Raw genomic sequence first — 20,888 nt, forward strand, 5'->3', positions numbered from 1 at the left:
TGAAGGTTCTTTTAACGAAGACATCTACCCTTGACTGATCTGTATAACTTTAAATCTACAAGTTTGTTATCGTCATTAGCAACTGACTCCGGTAAAGGCCATTCAACTGTGTGCATTTGACAAACTTTTTCAAACATTAAACTCGGAAAAATAAGTGACTTATAAAGGGAAGATGTTAATCTTGTAGTAATGAAGTATATGAAAAAACTTGTTTTTCCCTGCCTTGCATTAATTCTGCTGCTTTCCTCCTGTAAGGATGAGGAGGATAAGAAGAGCTATCTCACCTTCGACATGTACAGCCCCGAGCTGGACGTAACGAAGACAATCTGGCTCTATCTTCCCGCCGACTACCAGACAACCGAAAAGGAATATCCGGTAGTTTATTTTCAGGATGCTCAATGGGTTTTTGAAAAGCCTGAAGGGTACTCACAGGAAATGCATGTGGATGAAAATCTGCGAGCACTTGAGAAAGAGGGGTTTGAAGGAGTGATTGTAGTAGGCATTCAAAGCAACGAAGAGACGAGAGCAGATGAATTTAGTCTATATGCCAACCCTTCGCTGCGGGCGGGTGGGAAAGGCCAGCAATATCTGGACTTTATGGTTCATACGCTAAAGCCAAACATTGACAGCCTGTATAGAACGAAAGAAGACCGCTCCAACACTGCTATCATGGGCGCAAGCCTCGGGGGCCTTGCAGCATTCTATGGGCTCACCCAATATCCTGAAGTATTTGGAAAGGCTGCTCTTTTTTCGGCGGCTTTGCATTTCAACGCTGACTCTGTGTTCTCACAGGCTAGCCATAAGCTCGTTATGGAAGACGCTCGGGTCTTTGGAGTTGTTGGGAAAAATGAGCACAACAGTGAAGTGAATTTTCCGGCAGACAATGAGACGCTTTTCAAGGCGCTGACAAAATACATCCCATCTGAAAACGTAAACTTCACCATCCATGAAGATGGCGAGCATAAAATTTGGTTTTGGGAAAGGGAATTTCCCAGTGCAGTACTTTTCCTATTCTAACCCTCGGAATTTTGCTGGATAAACACAGCTAACAGCTTTACTTTCCGGGAAAAACACCGTCAAAACTTCCGTTCAAGGTTTGCATATTAAATAATTATTGAAATTGCATAACGTTTGATGCACTTTGGCACTTTATGAAACTATCGGAGTATCTCCTCACAACCCCTTATTACCTTTTCTGGAAGGGCAAAAAACTATTTGACTCAAGTGACCAGGTCATAGACTTTTACATAGGAGAAATGATGGACTACTTTATTATGAAGCCGATCATAAGAAAGTTTCCCCAATCCAGAATTGTTGCAAAAAACAGACATATAAAAAAGGAGCTTGAATCACTCGGAGTAGCAGCTATATCCTGGCCCTCCTTTCCTGACGTCGTTGTAATGGCCAGACATGCCATGCACGAATTTCCCATTGACAATGTGATCAAAATAGGAATGGCGCATGGTGTGTACCAGTTCAAAAAGTTTATCGAAGCCAAAAAGTACAATGTTTTTCAGCGATTCTTTATGACCTCTGAGGAGCACATGATGATGGGTGAAAAAATTGGTATAAAATGCGGCGTTGCCATAGGTTGTCCTAAACTGGACCAAGCTTTTAACGGAGAAATTGACGATACTTATCTTGAGGAACTAAAGGCTTCTTTGAATTTGGATTCGGCAAAACCCACCGTGATGTTCTCGGCCACGTGGGACAAGTCGGGCATGTCTGCTATTCACCTGTGGCATGATAGAATAGAAGAGCTGACCGATACCTACAATGTAATGGTGACCCTTCACCCGTTTATGAGTAAACGATTCACGGATGGCTTACGTAGCAAAAAGAGCATCGTTTACATTGACAGCTACAATACTGTTCCTTACCTGATGCTGGCTGACGTTCTGATTTCTGATACCAGTAGCATCATTGGCGAGTATTGTGCCTTCAACAAACCTATCGTATCCTTTAAGGTAGATACAGGCACGAGATTAACAGACGACATCAAGGAGCTGATAAGGTCCATTAGCATTTCCGTCCAATCATTTGATGAAGCAAAAATTGCCATTGAAAAATCGTTAAATAACGACACCCTTGGGGCGGCCCGGGAGGCAGCCAATAAGAAATTCTTCTATGCGCTCGACGGAAAAGCATCCGATAGAGCGGCTGAAGAAATTGTAAAAGTGCTGCAAGAAAATAACCTGCACGCCGACGCATCATTAATGCAGGTTTAAGACCGAATAACAGCCTGCTCGCCAATCCAGCCAGCCCCAATTTAATTTACAATACTTTGTTCCTTGCCTTAAATAACTCTCACTTTTTTATAGATTCGTTTTGGTAGCCCTCATTCATTTTCGATCTCACACACCGCAAAACTCCATTGGAAAACCTTATCAAAGACGGCAAGCTGAGGTTTGTCAAAAAAGGCTGGAAGCCATTTGATTTTCAGGTTGATACCTGGCGGGCCTTTCTTGAGGGGAAATCTGGTTTGCTCAATGCGCCCACCGGGAGTGGCAAAACCTATGCCCTTTGGGTGCCCTGCCTGCTTGAGTACATGAGGGAATACCCAACCGACTACAGGAAACCCAGAAAGAACGGCTTGAGAATCCTTTGGATCACGCCATTGCGTGCACTGGCGAGAGATATTCAACTCGCCATGGAGGGCATGTGCACAGACTTTGAAATTCCCTGGGAAATCGGCATCCGAACAGGTGATACCAGCACTTCAGATCGGGCAAAACAGAAAAGATCAGCCCCGGAATGCCTGGTCACCACACCGGAAAGCCTGCATTTGCTACTTAGTCAGAAAGAGGCTGTCAATTATTTTAAATCGCTTACCACTATCATCGTTGACGAGTGGCACGAGCTTTTGGGCACCAAGCGGGGAGTTCAAATTGAACTGGCCTTTTCCAGGCTTCGGGCCACCAACCCGGGCAACCTCAAAATATGGGGCGTGTCGGCCACCATTGGCAACCTCGACCAGGCCCGGGAGGTATTGCTGGGGCCAACGCTATTCCCTGGCAGTGTTGCTATCAAAGCCAATATTCACAAAAAAATAGAAGTGATCTCTGTGCTGCCCGACGAGGCTGAGAAGTTCCCGTGGGGAGGACACCTGGGTGTGAAAATGATGGATAAAGTACTCCCAATCATCGAAAAGAGCAAAACTACCCTACTTTTCACCAACACCCGCTCTCAAACAGAAATCTGGTACCAGCAGATTTTGCACGCAGCCCCTCACCTTTCTGGTGCCATGGCCATGCACCATGGCAGCATGGACAACAACGTAAGAAAATGGGTTGAAGAAGCCTTGCACGCCGGCAAGCTCCAATTGGTGGTGTGCACCAGCAGCCTTGACCTTGGCGTTGATTTCAGACCGGTAGATACCGTCATCCAGGTCGGAGGGCCCAAGGGTGTTGCCCGCTTCATGCAGAGAGCCGGTAGAAGTGGTCATCAGCCTGGCGCTACCAGTAAAATTTACTTTGTGCCTACCCATTCACTCGAGCTGATCGAAGGAGCTGCCCTGCGGTCGGCTATAGACAAAGACTATTACGAAAGCAGGAAGCCTCTGGAAAAGTGCATGGATGTGCTGGTGCAATATCTGGTAACACTTGCCGTGGGTGAAGGCTTCATACCTGATGTCATTCTTCAGGAAGTAAAGCAAACCTATTGTTTTAGCTCTCTCAGCCAGGAAGAGTGGCAATGGGCGCTGCAATTTATTACCACCGGCGGCAGCAGCCTCGGCGAATACGATGAGTTTTCGAAGGTCGAAATAATTGAGGGCGTTTATCGGGTAACAGACAGGCGAAAGTCTACCATGCACCGGCTGTCCATAGGCACTATCGTTGGCGACCCGTCGCTTAGGGTCAAATACCTCACAGGTGGCAATATTGGCACTGTGGAAGAAAGCTTTGCTTCGAAGCTTACAAGAGGTGATGTATTCTGGTTTGCTGGTCGCAACCTCGAATTCATCATGATCAAAGACATGACCGTGCTCGTAAGAAAAGCAAAGAAAAAGCGTGGACTCATACCCCGCTGGGGTGGTGGGCGAATGCCTCTCTCCTCTCAACTATCCATCCTCATCCGGCAAAAATTAGAGCAAGCGGCGCTGGGCGACTTCAGTGATATTGAATTGGAAACCATACTGCCCATCATTGAACTACAGAAGCGATGGTCGATAGTGCCAGACGCTGGCAAACTCCTGATTGAGAAGGTAGAGAGTCGGTTCGGGCACCACCTCTTCATCTACCCCTTCGAAGGGAGGTTTGTACACGAGGTGCTCGGCGGCCTGGTGGCTTACAGAATCGGCAAACTTGCCCCGATCTCTTTTTCCATTGCCATGAACGACTACGGCTTCGAATTGCTGACCGACGAACCAATCCCCATCGAAGAAGCACTGGAGCTGGACCTGTTTTCCACCACCAACCTATTGGAAGACATTCACCACAGCATCAATGAGTCGGAAATGGCCCGTCGGCGGTTCCGGGATATTGCTTCCATCGCTGGCCTTGTTTTTCATGGCTTCCCCGGAAAAACAATCTCCAACAAGCACTTGCAAGCCAATTCGCAAATCATCTACAAGGTTTTTGAGGACTATGACAAGGAAAACCTGTTACTCAAGCAGGCCATGGATGAGGTGATCACCCTTCAAATGGAGCAAAGCAGACTGCTGGAGGCTGTAGACAGAATCAACTCACAGCAAATCACCCTCATGTACCCGCCCCGGCCAAGCCCCTTCGCCTTTCCCATCATGGTTGAGTCGCTGAGGGAAAGGCTCACTACCGAAAGCATTGAGGACAGGGTGATAAAACTACAGCAGCAGTTGGAGAAATTTGCCGATAGCCAGGGCTAGCACATTGCTTATTTTTGTTCTACTTCCTTATATTTAAGCAAACATCATCACTCATTATGCGAACCCTTGTCTTTATTTCTCTTTTGCTATCTTCCACTTTGTCACAAGCACAGTCCATAACCGGACAGTGGGTAACCATTGACGACAACACAGGTAAAAAGCGTTCTGTAGTAGAAATATATGAGAGCGAGGGGAAGTATTTCGGTAAAATTGTTAAGCTTTTCAGGGAACCTGGTGAAGAACAAGACCCTGTATGTGATGAATGTGAAGACTACAGAAAGGGCAAAAAAATAATAGGAATGAATATCATCACCGATATGGAAAAAGAAGGAAGTGAGTTGGACGGTGGTGAAATAATGGATCCTGAAAATGGGAATATCTACAAATGTAAAATATGGAGGGAAGATGATGAACTAAAAGTCAGAGGCTATCTCTACTTTCTCTACAGAACCCAAACCTGGCTGCCACAGGAATAAACAATACGTGAAGGATTCATTGGAGTTCACCCTACTTGAACAATCTCTGGTACTTTCGATTCATAAATCCATTTTCTGGAAGGAGCAGGAGTCCCTCATTGTTTCCGATCTTCATCTCGGCAAGGCCGGGCATTTCCGAAAAGCGGGCATACCCATCTCATCCAAAATTCATACCGAGGATTTGGACAGGCTCGATCTCTTGCTGAACAAGTATCAACCAAAGCGGCTCATCATGCTGGGAGACCTTTTTCACAGCGACAAAAACAATGAGTGGGAAGCATTCAGTGATTGGCGAAGCCAGTACCAAAACCTCAAAATCACACTGACTTTGGGCAATCATGATATTATCGAAACTGTCAATTACAAAAAAATTAATGTAACCGTGGTGGATGAACTTCTGCTAGCACCCTTTTTTATGAGTCATCACCCAACCGAAAACGCTAACGGATACAATCTTGCAGGACACCTCCACCCCGGTATCAGTCTCAAAGGAAAGGCAAGGCAAGGTGTGCGAATCCCTTGTTTTTATTTTGGGGAAAAAGGAGCTCTGATGCCTGCATTCGGCAATTTTACGGGGTACGTTGCTATTTCCCCAGGGCAACTCGACAAAGTTTTTGCAGTAACTCCCACTTCCGTAATTACCATTCAATGAAAAGCATTAATTTACATTTTATAACTTTACAATTTGTTAATATAAATCCGGGGGGTTACTTGACCAGCTATTTCAGTATTAAAGCAAAAGCCGCCAATGAAAGATGACGAGATTCTTGCAAAAATAAGCAAGGGTGACGAGACGGCTCTGGACTACTTGTATAAGAAGTACTACAGGATGATGACGAAGATCGTCTTGTCGAACAATGGTACAGAGGAAGAGGCGAAGGATGTATTTCAGGAGGCTTTGATCGTTTTTTGGCAAAAGGCTGTGAGTGGAAATCTTGTGATGACCTCCAAAATCAGTACTTTTTTGTACAGTATCTGTCTCAATCAATGGAGAAAAGAGCTGGACAGGAAAAGTCGGCTTTCAAATGAAGAGAAAGATGGAGAGGAATTTCAAGAGCATGACGCAGAAGAAAAGGCACGTATTATTCAGGAATGCATTGGCGATCTTGGGGATATTTGCAAAAAGCTGCTAACTTATTATTATTTCGACGGTATGTCGATGAATGATATAGCAGAGAAACTTCAGTTTGCGAACACAGACACAGCAAAGACCAAAAAATACAAATGCATGAAACGACTTGATCTATTGATCAGAAGTAGGTATAAAGAAGAAGACTTTCTCGACTAAGAATGAGTAACACGGACTTTAAAGAACTTATTGAGCAGTACCTGACAGGAACCATCTCCGATGGCAACAAAGCAGTCCTGGAATCTAAACTTGCCTCAGATGTCTCGCTTAGAGCTGAAATGAAAACTCAGAGCGACATGGTTTCCGGTTTGAAAGAATTCCGTAAGGCCGAACTAAAGACCAGGCTGGACAATGTTCCGTTAGAAGTTGGCGTGTTGGGCACCCTTGGCCAATCCGCCGTGGTGAAAGTGGCTGCAACTGTAGGCACTGCTATCCTGCTGGTGGGAGGCATGTACTACTTTAGTGAAGAGGCTGTTGACCCTGCCCCTGAAATTGGGCAAATGAACCCAATCACTTCTTTCGAGCAAGATAAAACTGCACCCGACATAGCATTTAAAGAGCTTCCTTCTGTTGAAACACCAGCCAAGCCCGTTGAACATAAGCAGCAGTTTGCATCTGTTACTTCAACCTCCAGCGCAACAGCTGCTGAAGATATACCGGACGTTGCGGTACCTGCCGCCGAAGAAATTACTCCCACATTTGAAAAACCAACAGTTGCTGAGTTTGAAACTGATGTGGAGTTTGAGGTTGAAGCAGTTGGCAAAGAAGATGCGCTGGCTGAAAGCGACCCTATTGAAATTAACAAGCCAATAGATATTGAGGTCAAATCTGAGGCTGGCAACAGCAACAAACTTCAGTACCAATTCTACGAAGAAAGGCTTTATCTGTATGGCAACTTCGAGGAAATCCCTTACGAAATATTGGAAATCAATAGCAAAGATGGTAAGCGGATTTACCTGTTCCATCAGGACGTTTACTACAAGCTAAGCTACCCAACCAAGAAGATCAGCACACTTGAAAAAGTTACCAACGAAGATCTTCTCAGCGAGTTAAAGATTTTCAGAGATAACAAGGCGCTTAATTAAAGCGCCTTTTTATTTCCCTTCCTGCCCTATAAGTAGCTGCAAATTACTATTTTTGGCTTTTCCCCGGTAAAGCTCAAATGGCTACATACGAGAAGAAAGTCAGAAAAAAGAAAAAACTCGGCAGCTACCCTTTCGTAAGCGTAGTATTCAGCATATCCCTTGCCTTGTTTGTCCTTGGCCTGTTCGGCGTTTTTTTCCTGCTGACAAACAACCTTACCAGTTTTATTCAGGACAATATTGAGGTGCAAGTTTACCTGAATAAAAACGTCACTGAATCAGAAAAAATACAGCTACAGAAAACGCTCGCCGATAAAGACTACGTAGCCAAAAAAGAAGGGAGCCATGTAGTTTTAATCTCCAAAGAAGAAGCTGCCAAAGAATTTATTAAAGAAACCGGCGAAGACTTCACTCAATTCATCGGCGATAACCCACTCAGAGACTTAATTATCCTTAAGATAACCCCTGATTATCAGTCCACTGAAAAACTCGCCCAGATAAAAAGCGAATTGGAAAGCATAAGGGGCGTGTTTGAGGTTGTGTACCTCGACAACCTGGTTGAAAGTATCAATAAAAACCTGACCAAGATAGGCCTTGTGCTTATTGGCTTCTCGGCTATCCTGTTGCTGGTCGTCATCATTCTGATTAACAACACTATTAAGCTGGCACTTTTCTCGCAGCGCTTCCTCATCAGAAGTATGCAACTGGTAGGTGCTACTGCCGGCTTTATTCAAAAACCGTTTCTTATGAGAGCCACGTTTTATGGCTTGCTATCTGCTATTATTGCCAGTGTCGGTCTTTTTGTGCTTTTGAAATATGCCAATTCAAAAATCGAAAACCTGGCAGATTTGCAACGAACCGACGAGGTAATGATTCTTTTCGGTAGCCTGCTGCTGGTGGGCATGCTGGTAGGCTTCGGCAGCACTTACAGAGCTATCAACAAATATCTGAAAATGTCTTTGGACGAATTATATTGAAGAAATGAGCAACAAAGAAAAGTTTCCATTCCAGAAGATGAACTACATCATCATGATTGCCGGGGTATTAGTATTGTGTCTTGGCTTTATTATCATGACACTCGATACTGAGCCTTATGGTTTCGGGTTTGCCGGGTTAACACTTGGCCCCCTTACCGTGCTCGCCGGCTTCATTATCGAATTTTTTGCGATTTTTTATCAGCCCAAAGAGAGTAAATGAACGTATGGGAAGCCATTGTCCTTGGCATCGTTCAGGGACTGACCGAGTTTTTGCCGGTTAGCAGCAGCGGCCATATTGAAATCGGAACCGCCATCTTCGGCATACAATCTGAAGACAACCTCCTGTTCTCCATTGTTGTACATGCCGCAACTGCACTAAGCACGATTGTCATCTACAGAAAGGACATTCTACAACTCATCGTTGAGTTGTTTAAGTTTCAATGGAACGACTCCACCAAATTCGTTTTTCAAATAGCCCTATCTATCATTCCGGTAGGTATCGTGGGCGTTTTTTTTGAAGATCAGGTCGAATCCTTCTTTGGCGGACGAATCATGCTGGTGGGATCCATGCTGATAATAACAGCTGCACTACTGGCATTCACCCACTTTAAAAAGAACAATGAAGGAGAGCTAACTTTTCCCAAGGCGTTCGCTGTAGGCATCGCTCAGGCCATTGCTATTCTTCCTGGTATTTCAAGATCAGGTGCCACTATCTCCACTGGGCTGTTGCTGGGCATCAAAAAGGATGTTGTGACCAGGTTCAGCTTCCTTATGGTGTTGGTACCAATCCTGGGAGCTGCTTTCCTTAAACTGCTTGATTTCTTGAAGACTCCGGAAATTGCCAGCCAGGTAAGTGCTACTGCCTTATCACTAGGCTTCCTGGCTGCTTTTGTTTCAGGCATGGCAGCCTGCCAATGGATGATTAGCATAGTAAGGAAAGGCAAACTGATCTATTTCTCTGTTTACTGCCTTATTGTAGGTCTTGTTGCCATATTTGTTAGCCTGTGAAAGGAAAGAAGCATTACGACTTTGAGGCTGGAGAGACCATCGGTATAGATAAACCTAAAGAATGGACCTCTTTTGATGTTGTAAAGAAAGTTCGCAACACAATCAGGATAAAGAAAGTGGGCCATGCAGGAACGCTTGATCCTCTGGCTACAGGCCTGCTGATCATCTGCACAGGCAAAGCCACTAAAACCATCAACCAGATTCAGGAACAAAGAAAAAAGTATACCTGCACACTGGTACTGGGCAAAACGACCCCAAGCGTTGACCTGGAAACGGCTTTTGACAGTGAGACAGACACAAGTCATCTGTCATCAGAGCAGGTAGCTGGGGTTCTCGACACCTTTCAGGGAGTTATTCAGCAAGTGCCGCCGATCTATTCTGCCATCAAGGTGGACGGTAAACGAGCCTACGAAAGTGCCCGAAAAAATGAAACACTTGAACTGAAAGCACGTGAAGTAACTATTTACTCACTGCAGATGTTGCGCATAAATCTTCCGGAAGTGGAGTTTGTTGTAGAGTGCTCGAAGGGCACCTATATCCGAAGTCTGGTGAGAGACATAGGTGAAAAAATTGGTGTGGGTGCCTATATGTCTGCCCTTCGAAGGAACTCTATAGGTGATTATCAGGTTGAAGATGCTTTTACCATAGAAGAGTTCAGCAATATTTTTACATCAAAGCCAGGAAATGAAAGTAGTTGAGGGCATTGCAAGGCTTGATCATGATGGCTACATGGTTGTTACCGCCGGCACTTTCGATGGCGTGCATGTAGGACATAAGGCTATTTTGCAACAGGTATGCGAACAAGCCAGCATTCACAATGGTAAATCTGTTGTTATCACCTTCTGGCCTCATCCAAAGTTCATATTAGGCGATGCATCCACACTCAAACTTCTTTCTACCTGGAAAGAAAAAGAGGAGTTGTTCAGAAAATCGGGCATCGACTTTCTCGTTAAGATCCCATTTACAAAAGAGTTCTCAGAGCTAACTGGTGATGCGTTCATCAGGCAAGTGCTGGTAGATGCGATTGGCACCAAAAAGCTCATTATTGGCTACGACCACAAGTTTGGCAAAAACCGTGAAGGAAGCTTCGAATACTTACAGGAAAATGCTTCTCAGTACGGCTTTGAAGTAGAAGAAATACCCCGGCAGGACATTGACCATATTGGCATAAGCTCAACCAAGGTTCGCAAAGCACTCATGGATGGCAATATTGAACATGCCAACGAATTTCTGGGTTATCACTATATGCTCGAAGGCGAAGTAGTGAAGGGCGACAATATAGGGACAGGTTTGGGCTTCCCCACTGCCAATTTGCACGTTGAAGAAACCTTTAAACTGATCCCAGCCGATGGCATTTATGCGGTGACCGTTGATTTCAAAGGAATGAGCTTTGATGGGATGCTCTACATCGGCAACAGACCCACGCTGCAAGCCTCACCCAAAACTATTGAGGTAAATATTTTTAACTTTGATCAATCAATATACGGAGAAAGAATCCGGGTGAACTTCGTGGCATTATTAAGAGAAGACCAGCGGTTCGAAAGCCTTGAAGCACTCAAGCATCAACTAGCCTTAGACAGAGGGCAGGCGATCAAAGTATTGAAACAGCTTAAATAATTGCACCTATGATTAGCAAAGTTGTGAAAAATGCCGAGGAAGCAGTGGCCGACATCCAGAACGGCTCGGTGTTAATGCTAGGCGGCTTCGGGCTTTGTGGCATCCCCGAAAACTGCATATCTGCCTTACTTTCAAGCGGCGTGAAAAACCTCACATGTATTTCAAACAATGCTGGTGTGGATGACTTCGGCATTGGGTTGCTGCTAAAAACAAGGCAAGTCAAAAAAATGATTTCCTCCTATGTGGGAGAAAATGCAGAGTTTGAGCGGCAACTGTTGAATGGTGAGCTGGAGGTAGACCTGGTGCCTCAGGGCACGCTGGCCGAAAGAATTAGAGCTGGCGGCGCTGGCATTCCAGCCTTCTTCACCCCTGCCGGTTACGGCACCGAAGTGGCCGAGGGTAAAGAAGTAAGGGAATTTGATGGAAAAAAATATTTGTTAGAAGCCTGGTTGAAGGCGGACTTTTCGCTGGTAAAAGCCTGGAAGGGAGACACCGCCGGGAATCTGGTTTTTAAAGGCACAGCCAGGAATTTCAACCCTATGATGGCCACCGCTGGTCGGGTTACAATTGCTGAAGTAGAAGAGCTGGTGCCTGCCGGTACGCTCAACCCCAACGACATTCATACGCCGGGAGTTTTCGTTCAGCGAATTTTCCAGGGTGTGAACTACGAAAAACGCATCGAGCAAAGAACAATACGCCAGGCGTAACTGTAGCCGTTTAAATATTGAACCAATGGGATTAGATAAAATAGCCATCGCCAAAAGAATAGCCCAGGAGGTGAAGGATGGCATGTACATCAACCTGGGCATAGGTATCCCTACCCTGGTGGCCAACTACCTTCCTGAGGGTATCGACGTGGTGCTGCAATCGGAAAATGGTTTGCTGGGCATTGGCCCCTTCCCTACTGAAGATGAAGTAGATGCCGACCTGATCAATGCTGGGAAACAAACAGTGTCTATGATACCTGGCTCTTCCCTTTTTAGTTCGGCCGACAGCTTTGCGATGATCCGTGGGGGGCATATACATTTGACTATTTTGGGTGCTATGGAGGTGTCGGAAAATGGTGACATCGCCAACTGGAAAATCCCCGGCAAAATGGTAAAGGGCATGGGGGGAGCGATGGACCTGGTTGCTTCTGCTGAGAATATCATAGTGGCCATGCAACACAAAAGCAAAGACGGCCAATCGAAATTATTAAAGGAGTGTACACTACCTTTGACGGGCATTCGGTGCGTGAAGAAAATAGTAAGCGACCTCGCCGTGCTGGAAGTACTATCTGAAGGCGGGTTCAAACTGCTCGAAAGAGCACCAGGCGTAAGCGTAGAAGAAATAAAAGCTTCGACTGCTGGCAAGCTTATTGTAGAAGGTGAGATTCCTGAAATGAGGATTAATTAAACATAACATAAATGAAAATTCTTAAAAGCTTTTGGATTGCAGGTCTTCTTTTGGCCGTCGTTGCTTGTAAAAAAGATGATGACGATGGTGGTGGATTGCCTGTTTTCTTCTCTTTGCAAAATGATATTGACCTGGGTAAGCAGGTAAGTGATGAAATTGCAGCCAACCCGGCTGAATACCCGGTTTTGGACGAGACAGAGTATGTTGAAGCGTATGCCTACCTTCAGGGAATAACAGACGAAATCTTAAACAGTGGCAAAATCGAATATAAAGATGAATTTGCCTGGAAAATCCACATTATCCATGATGACGAAGTACTCAACGCATTTGCTACGCCTGGCGGGTACATTTACGTATACACAGGTTTAATCAAATACCTTGAGCAGGAAGACGACTTGGCTGGCGTAATGGGGCATGAGCTTGCCCACGCCGATAGAAGACACAGTATGCAGCAGATGCAGAAGGCATATGGTCTTCAACTGGTACTCAACGTTATCCTTGGCCAAAACCCTTCAAAGCTGGCAGAAATTGCTGGAGCTGTTGCCGGAAATGCAACCACCCTGGCATTTAGCCGTGACAACGAATCAGAGGCTGACGAGTATTCTGTGATTTACCTGGCAGAGGGCAAATACGCCTGCAATGGCGCCTATAGCTTCTTTCAAAAACTAATCGATAGCGATCAGGCTGGCAAAACACCAAAGTTTCTTAGCACACACCCAGATCCTGCGTCAAGAGTGGAAGACATCAATGCCAAAGCGACCGAGCTAGGCTGCGACACCACTCCTCTTGCGCCAGCCTCCTACGAGGACTTTAAGAATAGTTTACCTGAATAATAAAGCATTAATGAATAAGTCAGAAATACGTTTTACTGTTGAAATGGACGAAAACCGTGTCCCGGAGAAAATAATCTGGGATGCCGACGAAAAGGCGGGTGAAGAGCTCAGCGAAACCAATGCCATAGCCCTGGCCTTGTGGGATGCCGACCAAAAAAACACGCTCCGCATCGACTTGTGGACGAAAGATATGGAAGTGCCCGACATGAAACGTTTCTACATAGACTGCATCGGCGGCATGGCGCAGAGCGTACTCAATGCCACTGGAGACGAATTTATGTCGCAAGAAATGAATGCACTATGTGACAAATTGGTCACTTACCTGCAAAAAGAAGGAGAGCAATAAGCTCTCCTTTTTCCTTTTAACGGATAAAGCTCTTCTCCATCCGGCTTTTTTCCCTTCTTCCCTTCCCTCCCATTTTATGTTTGTGGCCCATACGTGAGTGCAACTGGGCAAAGTAACTGTAAGGCGTGGCTATTCCATCCATTGGGCACGACTAATCGCATAAAGAACTCCAGTGTTTCACCTGGCAGCATTTCGTGACAATTTTTAACAACTCCGTACCATTCAACCGGTGAAATAGCATTTTAAAAAATTACAATTTCACTATTCTAATGTGGAGCCTACTTTTATAGCCTGGTTACACACTCTATCGGGCACTGAATTTGGCCGACAGAAAATAGCTACATCATATACTCAATAGCTTAAACGTGTCCTAAATAATGACTTTGAAGAATAGTTATCAAAGCACAGGTACACTTATTTCCTATTTTTATACTACTAGCATAACTATTTGATGTTAAGACTTCTTACCATTATATCCCTGTTGTTTTCGTCTGTTGCAGCTCATGGCCAAACAGTCTCCATTTCGGGGACAATAAAAGGAGCCAACGATTACTCCGGTCTACCTGGTGCCACCGTGCTGGGTGAAAAACTAAGCTCTCCCCCAGCCTCAATGGGTGTGGTAACTGATCTCGAAGGGAAATTCAAACTGGAAAAAGTAGAACCGGGTAGCTACAGATTTCAGTTTCAATACATAGGTTATCAGACGGTGATAAAAAATGTAACAGTCGGTGCAAAGGATATTTCCTTTGGAGACATTTTACTCGAAGAAGAAACCACTACGCTTGAAGAAGTAAAAGTCACCGCTCAGGCGATGATGAGTGAGCAGAAAGGAGACACCTCTGTTTTCAATGCCCTGGCTTTCAAAACAGTGCCCGACGCCAGCGCTGAAGACCTGGTGCAAAAGATGCCGGGCATTGCTATGGTGGATGGCGTGATGCAAGCCCAGGGTGAAAATGTTCAACGAATTCTTATCGATGGGAAGCCATTCTTTGGTGGGGACGTGCAGGCAGCCTTGCAAAGTTTGCCAGCCTCCGTTATAGAAAGTATTCAGGTGTTTGACAAAAAGAGCGATCAGAGCGAGCTAACGGGGTTCGACGATGGCGAAAGAATAAAGACCATTAATATCATTACGAAACCCAATCGCAGAAGAGGACAGTTTGGAAAAACGTCGGTGGGCGCCGGTACTGATCAACGGTACATGGCAGGCGCTAATCTCAATATGTTCAATGGCGACCGTCGGGTCACTATCTCAGGCCTTAGTAACAACATCAATATTCTCAACTACTCGGCAAGCCCCAATGCAAGTGCCGACAGCAGAACCCAGGATGGTATCATCGTCAACAATGCCATCGCAGTAAACTTTGCAGATACCTGGGCAAAGTCGCTGGAGGTAAGTGGCAGCTACTTGTACAACCACAGGCAGGATGAAACAACCCAAACCAGGTTCAGAGAATATGTGCTCCCATCTGACTCAGGGCAGGTTTACTCAGAAAGCAGCTACAACAATGCCACAAACGCCGAACACAGGGTGTTTATGAAAGTCGACTACAAGATCAACGACAACAACAGGATCATCTGGCGGCCATCTACTTCCTTCGGCAACAACATCCGCAACTCCAACTTCCTGGGCCGTACCACAACCGACTTTGGCCCTTTGAATCAAACCGAAAACAGCTCTTCATTCGATCTTTTCGATTTAGACTACTTCAATAACCTGATGTACAACCATCAATTTGAAAAAAAGGGCAGGGCGTTCACCATCAACCTCCGAAACGGCTTTCACGTCAACACCGATGACAGGTACAGACTGGCCGAAAATATTTTCTACCAGTCGGCTGACAGTAGTGAGTTGCTTAAGCAAAATATTGAGTGGAACCGAAGGGGGCACGACTGGAGGGTCAACGCTTCCTATACTGAGCCCGTCGGTGCGAACGGACGGATTGAACTGGAACATACAATGGGAGACAGAATCAATGATTCTGACAGAAGACTGTACGACTTTTCGGAGCAGTTTGATGACTACACCCTACTCGACCAGGCGCTGAGCAACACCTTCGACAACAGTTACTTTACGCAAGAAACAGAGCTGGGCTACCAGTACTCACTAAAAAAACTTACTGCGCAGGTAGAAGTGGAATATCAGGATGCCAAACTGAAGAACGACCAGCAGTTCCCAAGGGAATACACGCTCAACCGACGCTTCAACAGCGTGCTGCCATCGTCCCGGCTTCGCTACAAATTTACGGACAATACCAATATCGAATTAGATTACCGCACCTGGACCAGGGAACCACAAATAGGACAGCTACAGGACGTTATTGACAACTCAAACCCGCTTCAACTTCGCACAGGAAATGTAGATCTTAACCAAACTTATACCAACAGAATAAGGACCAGGATCAGATCAAATAACCCCGAAACGAACAGGTCGATGTTTGTTTATGCCCACACCGAACTCACCGGGAACTATATCGGAACCAGCACCTTTATTGCCGAAGAACAAACTACCGTTGGTGAAGGGGTGGTGCTTGAAAAAGGCTCTCAGCTTATAAGCCCGGTTAACCTGGATGGGTACAAGGAATTCAGGTCATACCTGAGTTATGGCCAGCCCTTCTCATTGATTAAATCAAATATCAACTTCAATGGTGGCGTTAACTACACAAGCAGGCCGGGCCTCATCAACAACGAGCTCAACCTGGCCAACTCGTGGAACTATAGGCTTGGCTTTTCGCTAAGCAGCAACATCAGTGAAAATATCGACTTCAGGGTGGCCACCTGGTCGAGATACAATGTGGTGGAGAACAGCCTGCGGCCGGCGCTCAACAATAACTTCTTCACTCAAACTACCAGGCTCAACTACAACATGATCTTCGGAAACGGCTTCACGTTCAGAACAGACGTGAGGCATCAAATCAACGCAGGGCTTTCTGCCGGTTTCGACAACAGCTTCACTCTTTGGAACATGAGTGTGGGTAAAAAATTGTTCAAAAACAAGCTTGGTGAAGTAAGTTTGAATGTGTACGACATCCTGAAGCAGAACAACAATATCCGAAGAAATATATCCGAAATTTACATTGAGGATACCCAGTCGAATGTGCTTAACCGGTATGTGATGCTTTCTTTCACCTACAATTTCCGGCATTTCTCCATGGGAGCCAGCCAGGAAGACTTCGAAGAGATCAAAACGAATTAGAAAAGGCAATATGGGACACGGAGAGGCTAGAGGCTTTGGAATCTTAAAAGCACTTCCTCCTTATAGCTCCGGCTGATGGGCACCTCTTTGCCTGCAACGTTGACGTGCTCGTTGGTAAATGACTTTATCTGTGCACTGTTGATCACAAATGACCGATGTGTTCTGATAAAACTGCCGGGCAGGCTTTCTTCAATATGACTGATTCGTTCTTTGGTGATGATGGTCTCGTCAGCCGTGAAAATCTTTATGTAGTCGCTATAGCTTTCAATGTAAAGAATGTCGTCCAACACTATTTTCACAGTTTTTCTATCTGATTTTACCAGTATTGAGGCTGGTATTTGCGGGACTGCTGTGTGCGCTTTTGTGTTGCCTTCAGTCAACTGATAAAATTTATCTACCGCCTTCATGAACCGCTCCAGAGAAACTGGCTTGAGCAGGTAATCCACCACATCCAGATCAAAACCCTCAATGGCATATTCCCGGTAGGCCGTTACCAAAATCACCTTTGGTCGGTGCTGAAGTGCCTTCAGGAAATCGAGACCTGTGAGCTTAGGCATTTGAATATCGAGAAAAATAAGGTCGATGGAATGGCTGCGCAAAAGCTGAAATGCCTCCGTGGCCGTACGGCACTCAGCTACGATTTCAAAGCCACCAATTTGCAGCAGATAGCCCCTGATCACCCGAATGGCAATCGGCTCATCGTCGACAATAATACATTTACGAGTCGCTTCCGGCATCATCTTTTGGCTTTAAGTCTAACTCCAGGTTTACAATAAAATGCTGCTTATCATTTTCAATCCTGAGCTCGTGGCTGCCAGGGTACAACAACTCCAAACGTTTCCTCACATTTGACAGCCCCACCCCGCCGAGCTGCCCCGCTTCCTTCTCGTTTTCTGAGAATGAATTGGTCACTGCGAGGTAAAGCCGCTCACCCTTTGTTTGGATTGAAATGGAAAGAAAAAGCTGCTGATCGTCCTGCATAAAACCATGCTTGAATGCGTTTTCCACAAATGGAAAAAGAAGAAAAGGTGCGATACTACAGTCATTCCCGTTGGCCTGAATATCCAACTCAAGCCGAAGTCTTTCTTCAAACCTAAGTTCTTCCAGTGCTATGTAATCCTTCATTAACTTAATCTCGTCGGCCAGCGGCACCAATGGCTTATTGCTTCTGTACAAAAGAAAGTCGAGCAGTTCGGAAAGGCGCAGGATGCTAACAGGGAGAACATCCGACTTCTCCAATGCCAAACCGTAGAGGTTATTGAGGGTGTTAAATAAAAAGTGAGGGTGTATTTGACCCTTGAGCAACTGCAGTTCTGCTTCCTTCAGCTTCAACGCTGCTTCGAGGCTGGCACTTTTCAATTCGGCCCTTTCTCGCTCAGCTTTCATCCAAAGTCGCAGCAACTTAAGAGCGACACCCAACAGTACGATAGAATAAAGACCTACCGGCTGAAAAATGAAATCCCCGGCTACCGGCCCTAGTTTCTCATAGTTGTACTCAGCGATGGAGATATAGGTGAGTGCAATTACCCACATCTGGAAATACATCGACACAATAAGTGTGTACACGAAATACAATCCGAACTTGCCATAGTTCCTCGTCAGAAGGTACTTAGGTACAAGGTTGTAATTAATGAAATAAGTGGTGCCAATGGCCACGGGCAGCATCAGGCAGGCAAAACGCAGAGAGAAGCCATAATCGCTACTTATCCTGGCAAAATAAACCATCAGGAAAGCAAGGGAGAGCCACCAGAAGACCACATGTGCCAGCACTCTACCACCTTTTGAATAGGCCAACTTGTTGAGATAATCGCTTATCATTGCTGCAAAATGCCGATAAATTCTAAATCATACAGTGAAAGTCGACGAAATGCCATTTTCGGCAGGTATTCTACCAAAAATGTAGAATCCCCACGAAAAGTGGTTGTCCACCGACATCGTCGGCAACTCCGTCTACTTTGCCCATTTTGCCTGGCTAAAAACCGTAAGATTGCCCTGGATGTTTTTTTTAAACCCTTAAATCTTTACAACTATGTTTGAATTATTTTGGATGGGCGGAATAGAATTCATGTCAGTTCTTACGCTAATGTTTCTTGCTGCATTGATCTTCAGCGGGCTTTCTGCCTCAGATATTTTCTCCAAAGGGTTGAAAGGTGACGAAGTCAAAAGGAGGCTGGACTATGTAAAGTTCTTTGGACTATTGGCCCTTGTCACTGGAGTGCTTGGTCAACTCATTGGAATGTTCATGGCCTTCCAGGCAATCGAGCAAATTGGAGAGGTATCGCAAGCCATGCTGGCAGGTGGGCTGAAGGTGTCAAGCATCACCAGCATCTACGGCATGCTTATTTTTGTTATCACAAGGCTTATCTGGTTTGGCCTGCACTACAAAGCCAACAAATAGCAGCAGTTTGCATTTGCCCCTGCAATGCAAGCGGGCTACCCATCGTCCACTCAACTCCACTGTTATGTAGGGCAGTTCGGAACGGCAGGATAAAAGTTTGTTTAATAGTTGTTTGGAAAAAGAGGCTTCACTTATGGGGTCTCTTTTTGTAATAATATAACTATTTCAATTATTAATTGACTTATTTAAATGAATCGCCATTTTTTTGAACGATCTCTGCCCATATCACCTTGTGTTTAAAGATGCATCGAAGTATCGCAGGACGTGTATGCCTAAATCTGATGACCGACCGGCTTCTCTCCACTAACGGGTTCCCTCTGTCCTCTTCGCATCTTCAATAGATTTCTCACCTTAAACCAATATAGATATGGCAAAATGTTTCGCATTAATGGGCTGGAGTTTGCCCGTGATAGAAAGCATGCAAAAACTTGGAAAGCCTTATGTAGTCGTTTCGTTTCCAGACTTCGCACCGTATGCAGCCGAACATAACATACCCTTTGTTCCTTATCAGCTAGATGAGTGGAGTGACACTTCCAATTCGCTTGACCTTGTTGAAAAGCTAAAACCATATAACGCTGACGTGGCTGTTCCGCTTTACGAGGAAACAGTAGAATGGGCCGGAGCACTGAATTCAATTTACAGAAATGACCCCAGGGTACTTAACCGGGCTTTTCTTTTTCGAAACAAGGCCATTATGAAGCGCAAAGCCCTTATTGGAGGACTGAGGGTTGGTCTGTTTGAAGAGGTGTATAGCAAAGACGGTGTGAAGGCCTTTATGAGACGACTGAATGAAGCCAATCTGCAGCTGGAAGGTGAAGAGGATAGCTGGGTACACATCAAGCCCTTTGCCTCGGCCGGTACTGTTGGCCATCGCCTGATGAAGTCAATGGCTCAAATAGACGAAGAATGCGAAGATGGCGATTTCCCATGTCTTGCTGAGAGTCACTTGCCGGGCAGGGAGTTTTCCTGTGAAGCATTTATCCATAAAGGCAAAATCAGGTTCCTCAATATCACCGAGTATGTGAAACTCGGGTATTCTAATTTTATTCCCGAAGGCAACTATCTGGAAACAAAGCGTGAATTGATCCACAAACAGGTGCAGAAAATGGTCGATATTTTCGGTATTGAGTTTGGTATGGTACACCCCGAATGGTTCCTTACCGAAAACGATGAGCTGAATTTTGGAGAAACTGCCTGTAGAATTCCCGGCGGACACATTCTTGAGCTTTGCTCCAAGTCGTACGAGTTCGATGCATTGGCAGCTTTTGTCGTTTCGCACGATCCGAATGCAACCGACGAAGAGCTGGATGCTATCTTCCCTCCAAAGGGCTTTAAACCGGAGTACTATCACGGTAATGTGATGATCTATCCTCACAAGCGTCAGTTCTCGAAACTTGAAATACCCGAAGAGCTCAACAACGACCCTTACTTCATTGAGCACAGCCTGGTGCCGCCCTACGAAGGTCAGAAAATCAGTGGCGACCGTGGAGGATTTGGCAATCACTTTGGAACTATCAACTTCAAGGGAGAAGACCCCGACCGCATGACAGAGCTTTTAAAGCATTATCAGAAAGTCGATTTTTATGTATAA

The 20,888-nt window shown here is 45.4% G+C and carries 21 protein-coding genes; 19 read left to right on the plus strand and 2 right to left on the minus strand.

Annotated features, from left to right (window positions below):
* Positions 1-198 precede the first annotated feature (198 nt).
* From GC130_RS06190 to GC130_RS06270, 17 genes are all read left to right on the plus strand, one after another.
* The gene (locus GC130_RS06190) at positions 199-1,017 is read left to right on the plus strand and encodes an alpha/beta hydrolase (RefSeq protein WP_193217784.1); all 819 of its coding nucleotides are present in this window, start codon (positions 199-201) and stop codon (positions 1,015-1,017) included.
* A gap of 134 nt (positions 1,018-1,151) precedes the next feature.
* Positions 1,152-2,228: a CDP-glycerol glycerophosphotransferase family protein gene (locus tag GC130_RS06195; RefSeq protein ID WP_151997409.1), complete on the plus strand. Its 1,077-nt coding sequence runs from the start codon at positions 1,152-1,154 to the stop codon at positions 2,226-2,228.
* 146 nt (positions 2,229-2,374) lie between these two features.
* Positions 2,375-4,843: a ligase-associated DNA damage response DEXH box helicase gene (locus tag GC130_RS06200; protein WP_151997410.1), complete on the plus strand. Its 2,469-nt coding sequence runs from the start codon at positions 2,375-2,377 to the stop codon at positions 4,841-4,843.
* A gap of 56 nt (positions 4,844-4,899) precedes the next feature.
* Complete coding sequence (locus GC130_RS06205) at positions 4,900-5,319, plus strand: DUF2147 domain-containing protein (RefSeq protein WP_151997411.1); 420 nt, start codon at positions 4,900-4,902, stop codon at positions 5,317-5,319.
* 7 nt (positions 5,320-5,326) lie between these two features.
* Positions 5,327-5,971, plus strand: coding sequence for a ligase-associated DNA damage response endonuclease PdeM (gene pdeM / locus GC130_RS06210; protein ID WP_193217785.1), 645 nt, complete (start codon positions 5,327-5,329; stop codon positions 5,969-5,971).
* Positions 5,972-6,067: 96 nt separating this feature from the next.
* Positions 6,068-6,607 (plus strand): RNA polymerase sigma factor, encoded by a 540-nt coding sequence (locus GC130_RS06215; RefSeq protein WP_151997413.1) that lies wholly within the window; start codon positions 6,068-6,070, stop codon positions 6,605-6,607.
* A gap of 2 nt (positions 6,608-6,609) precedes the next feature.
* The gene (locus GC130_RS06220; RefSeq protein ID WP_151997414.1) at positions 6,610-7,533 is read left to right on the plus strand and encodes a hypothetical protein; all 924 of its coding nucleotides are present in this window, start codon (positions 6,610-6,612) and stop codon (positions 7,531-7,533) included.
* 77 nt (positions 7,534-7,610) lie between these two features.
* Positions 7,611-8,507 carry an ABC transporter permease gene (locus tag GC130_RS06225; protein WP_151997415.1) on the plus strand — a complete coding sequence of 299 codons (897 nt, stop codon included), beginning with the start codon at positions 7,611-7,613 and terminating at the stop codon, positions 8,505-8,507.
* Positions 8,508-8,511: 4 nt separating this feature from the next.
* Positions 8,512-8,727 carry a DUF3098 domain-containing protein gene (locus tag GC130_RS06230; RefSeq protein ID WP_151997416.1) on the plus strand — a complete coding sequence of 72 codons (216 nt, stop codon included), beginning with the start codon at positions 8,512-8,514 and terminating at the stop codon, positions 8,725-8,727.
* Entirely contained in the window at positions 8,724-9,515 is a 792-nt protein-coding gene (locus tag GC130_RS06235; RefSeq protein WP_151997417.1) for an undecaprenyl-diphosphate phosphatase, read from the plus strand. Before GC130_RS06230 ends, GC130_RS06235 begins: the two co-directional genes overlap by 4 nt.
* Entirely contained in the window at positions 9,512-10,213 is a 702-nt protein-coding gene (gene truB / locus GC130_RS06240; protein ID WP_151997418.1) for a tRNA pseudouridine(55) synthase TruB, read from the plus strand. Before GC130_RS06235 ends, truB begins: the two co-directional genes overlap by 4 nt.
* A complete protein-coding gene (locus GC130_RS06245; protein ID WP_151997419.1) occupies positions 10,200-11,132 on the plus strand; it encodes a bifunctional riboflavin kinase/FAD synthetase in 933 nt (310 codons plus the stop codon). The genes truB and GC130_RS06245 overlap by 14 nt, the downstream gene beginning before the upstream one ends.
* An 8-nt stretch (positions 11,133-11,140) precedes the next feature.
* A complete protein-coding gene (locus GC130_RS06250) occupies positions 11,141-11,839 on the plus strand; it encodes a CoA transferase subunit A (protein ID WP_151997420.1) in 699 nt (232 codons plus the stop codon).
* Positions 11,840-11,864: 25 nt separating this feature from the next.
* Positions 11,865-12,527, plus strand: coding sequence for a 3-oxoacid CoA-transferase subunit B (locus GC130_RS06255; protein ID WP_151997421.1), 663 nt, complete (start codon positions 11,865-11,867; stop codon positions 12,525-12,527).
* A gap of 11 nt (positions 12,528-12,538) precedes the next feature.
* Positions 12,539-13,360, plus strand: coding sequence for a M48 family metalloprotease (locus GC130_RS06260; protein ID WP_193217786.1), 822 nt, complete (start codon positions 12,539-12,541; stop codon positions 13,358-13,360).
* Positions 13,361-13,370: 10 nt separating this feature from the next.
* Positions 13,371-13,706 (plus strand): gliding motility protein GldC, encoded by a 336-nt coding sequence (gene gldC / locus GC130_RS06265; RefSeq protein WP_151997422.1) that lies wholly within the window; start codon positions 13,371-13,373, stop codon positions 13,704-13,706.
* Between the two features lie 451 nt (positions 13,707-14,157).
* Positions 14,158-16,899 carry an outer membrane beta-barrel protein gene (locus GC130_RS06270; RefSeq protein WP_151997423.1) on the plus strand — a complete coding sequence of 914 codons (2,742 nt, stop codon included), beginning with the start codon at positions 14,158-14,160 and terminating at the stop codon, positions 16,897-16,899.
* A gap of 26 nt (positions 16,900-16,925) precedes the next feature.
* Here GC130_RS06270 and GC130_RS06275 read toward each other — a convergent pair whose 3' ends face one another.
* Positions 16,926-17,639, minus strand: a complete 714-nt coding sequence (locus GC130_RS06275) for a LytTR family DNA-binding domain-containing protein (protein WP_226940391.1) — start codon at positions 17,637-17,639, stop codon at positions 16,926-16,928.
* On the minus strand, positions 17,617-18,717 hold the full coding sequence (locus GC130_RS06280) for a sensor histidine kinase (RefSeq protein WP_151997424.1): 1,101 nt from the start codon (positions 18,715-18,717) through the stop codon (positions 17,617-17,619). Before GC130_RS06280 ends, GC130_RS06275 begins: the two co-directional genes overlap by 23 nt.
* 211 nt (positions 18,718-18,928) lie before the next feature.
* Between GC130_RS06280 and GC130_RS06285 the strand changes: the two genes are divergently transcribed.
* Together GC130_RS06285 and GC130_RS06290 are read left to right on the plus strand one after the other, a co-directional pair.
* Positions 18,929-19,297 (plus strand): MotA/TolQ/ExbB proton channel family protein, encoded by a 369-nt coding sequence (locus tag GC130_RS06285; RefSeq protein WP_151997425.1) that lies wholly within the window; start codon positions 18,929-18,931, stop codon positions 19,295-19,297.
* A 367-nt stretch (positions 19,298-19,664) separates the two neighbouring features.
* The gene (locus GC130_RS06290) at positions 19,665-20,888 is read left to right on the plus strand and encodes an acetyl-CoA carboxylase biotin carboxylase subunit family protein (protein WP_151997426.1); all 1,224 of its coding nucleotides are present in this window, start codon (positions 19,665-19,667) and stop codon (positions 20,886-20,888) included.

This window comes from Imperialibacter sp. EC-SDR9, from assembly GCF_902498805.1.
GTDB lineage: Bacteria > Bacteroidota > Bacteroidia > Cytophagales > Cyclobacteriaceae > Imperialibacter.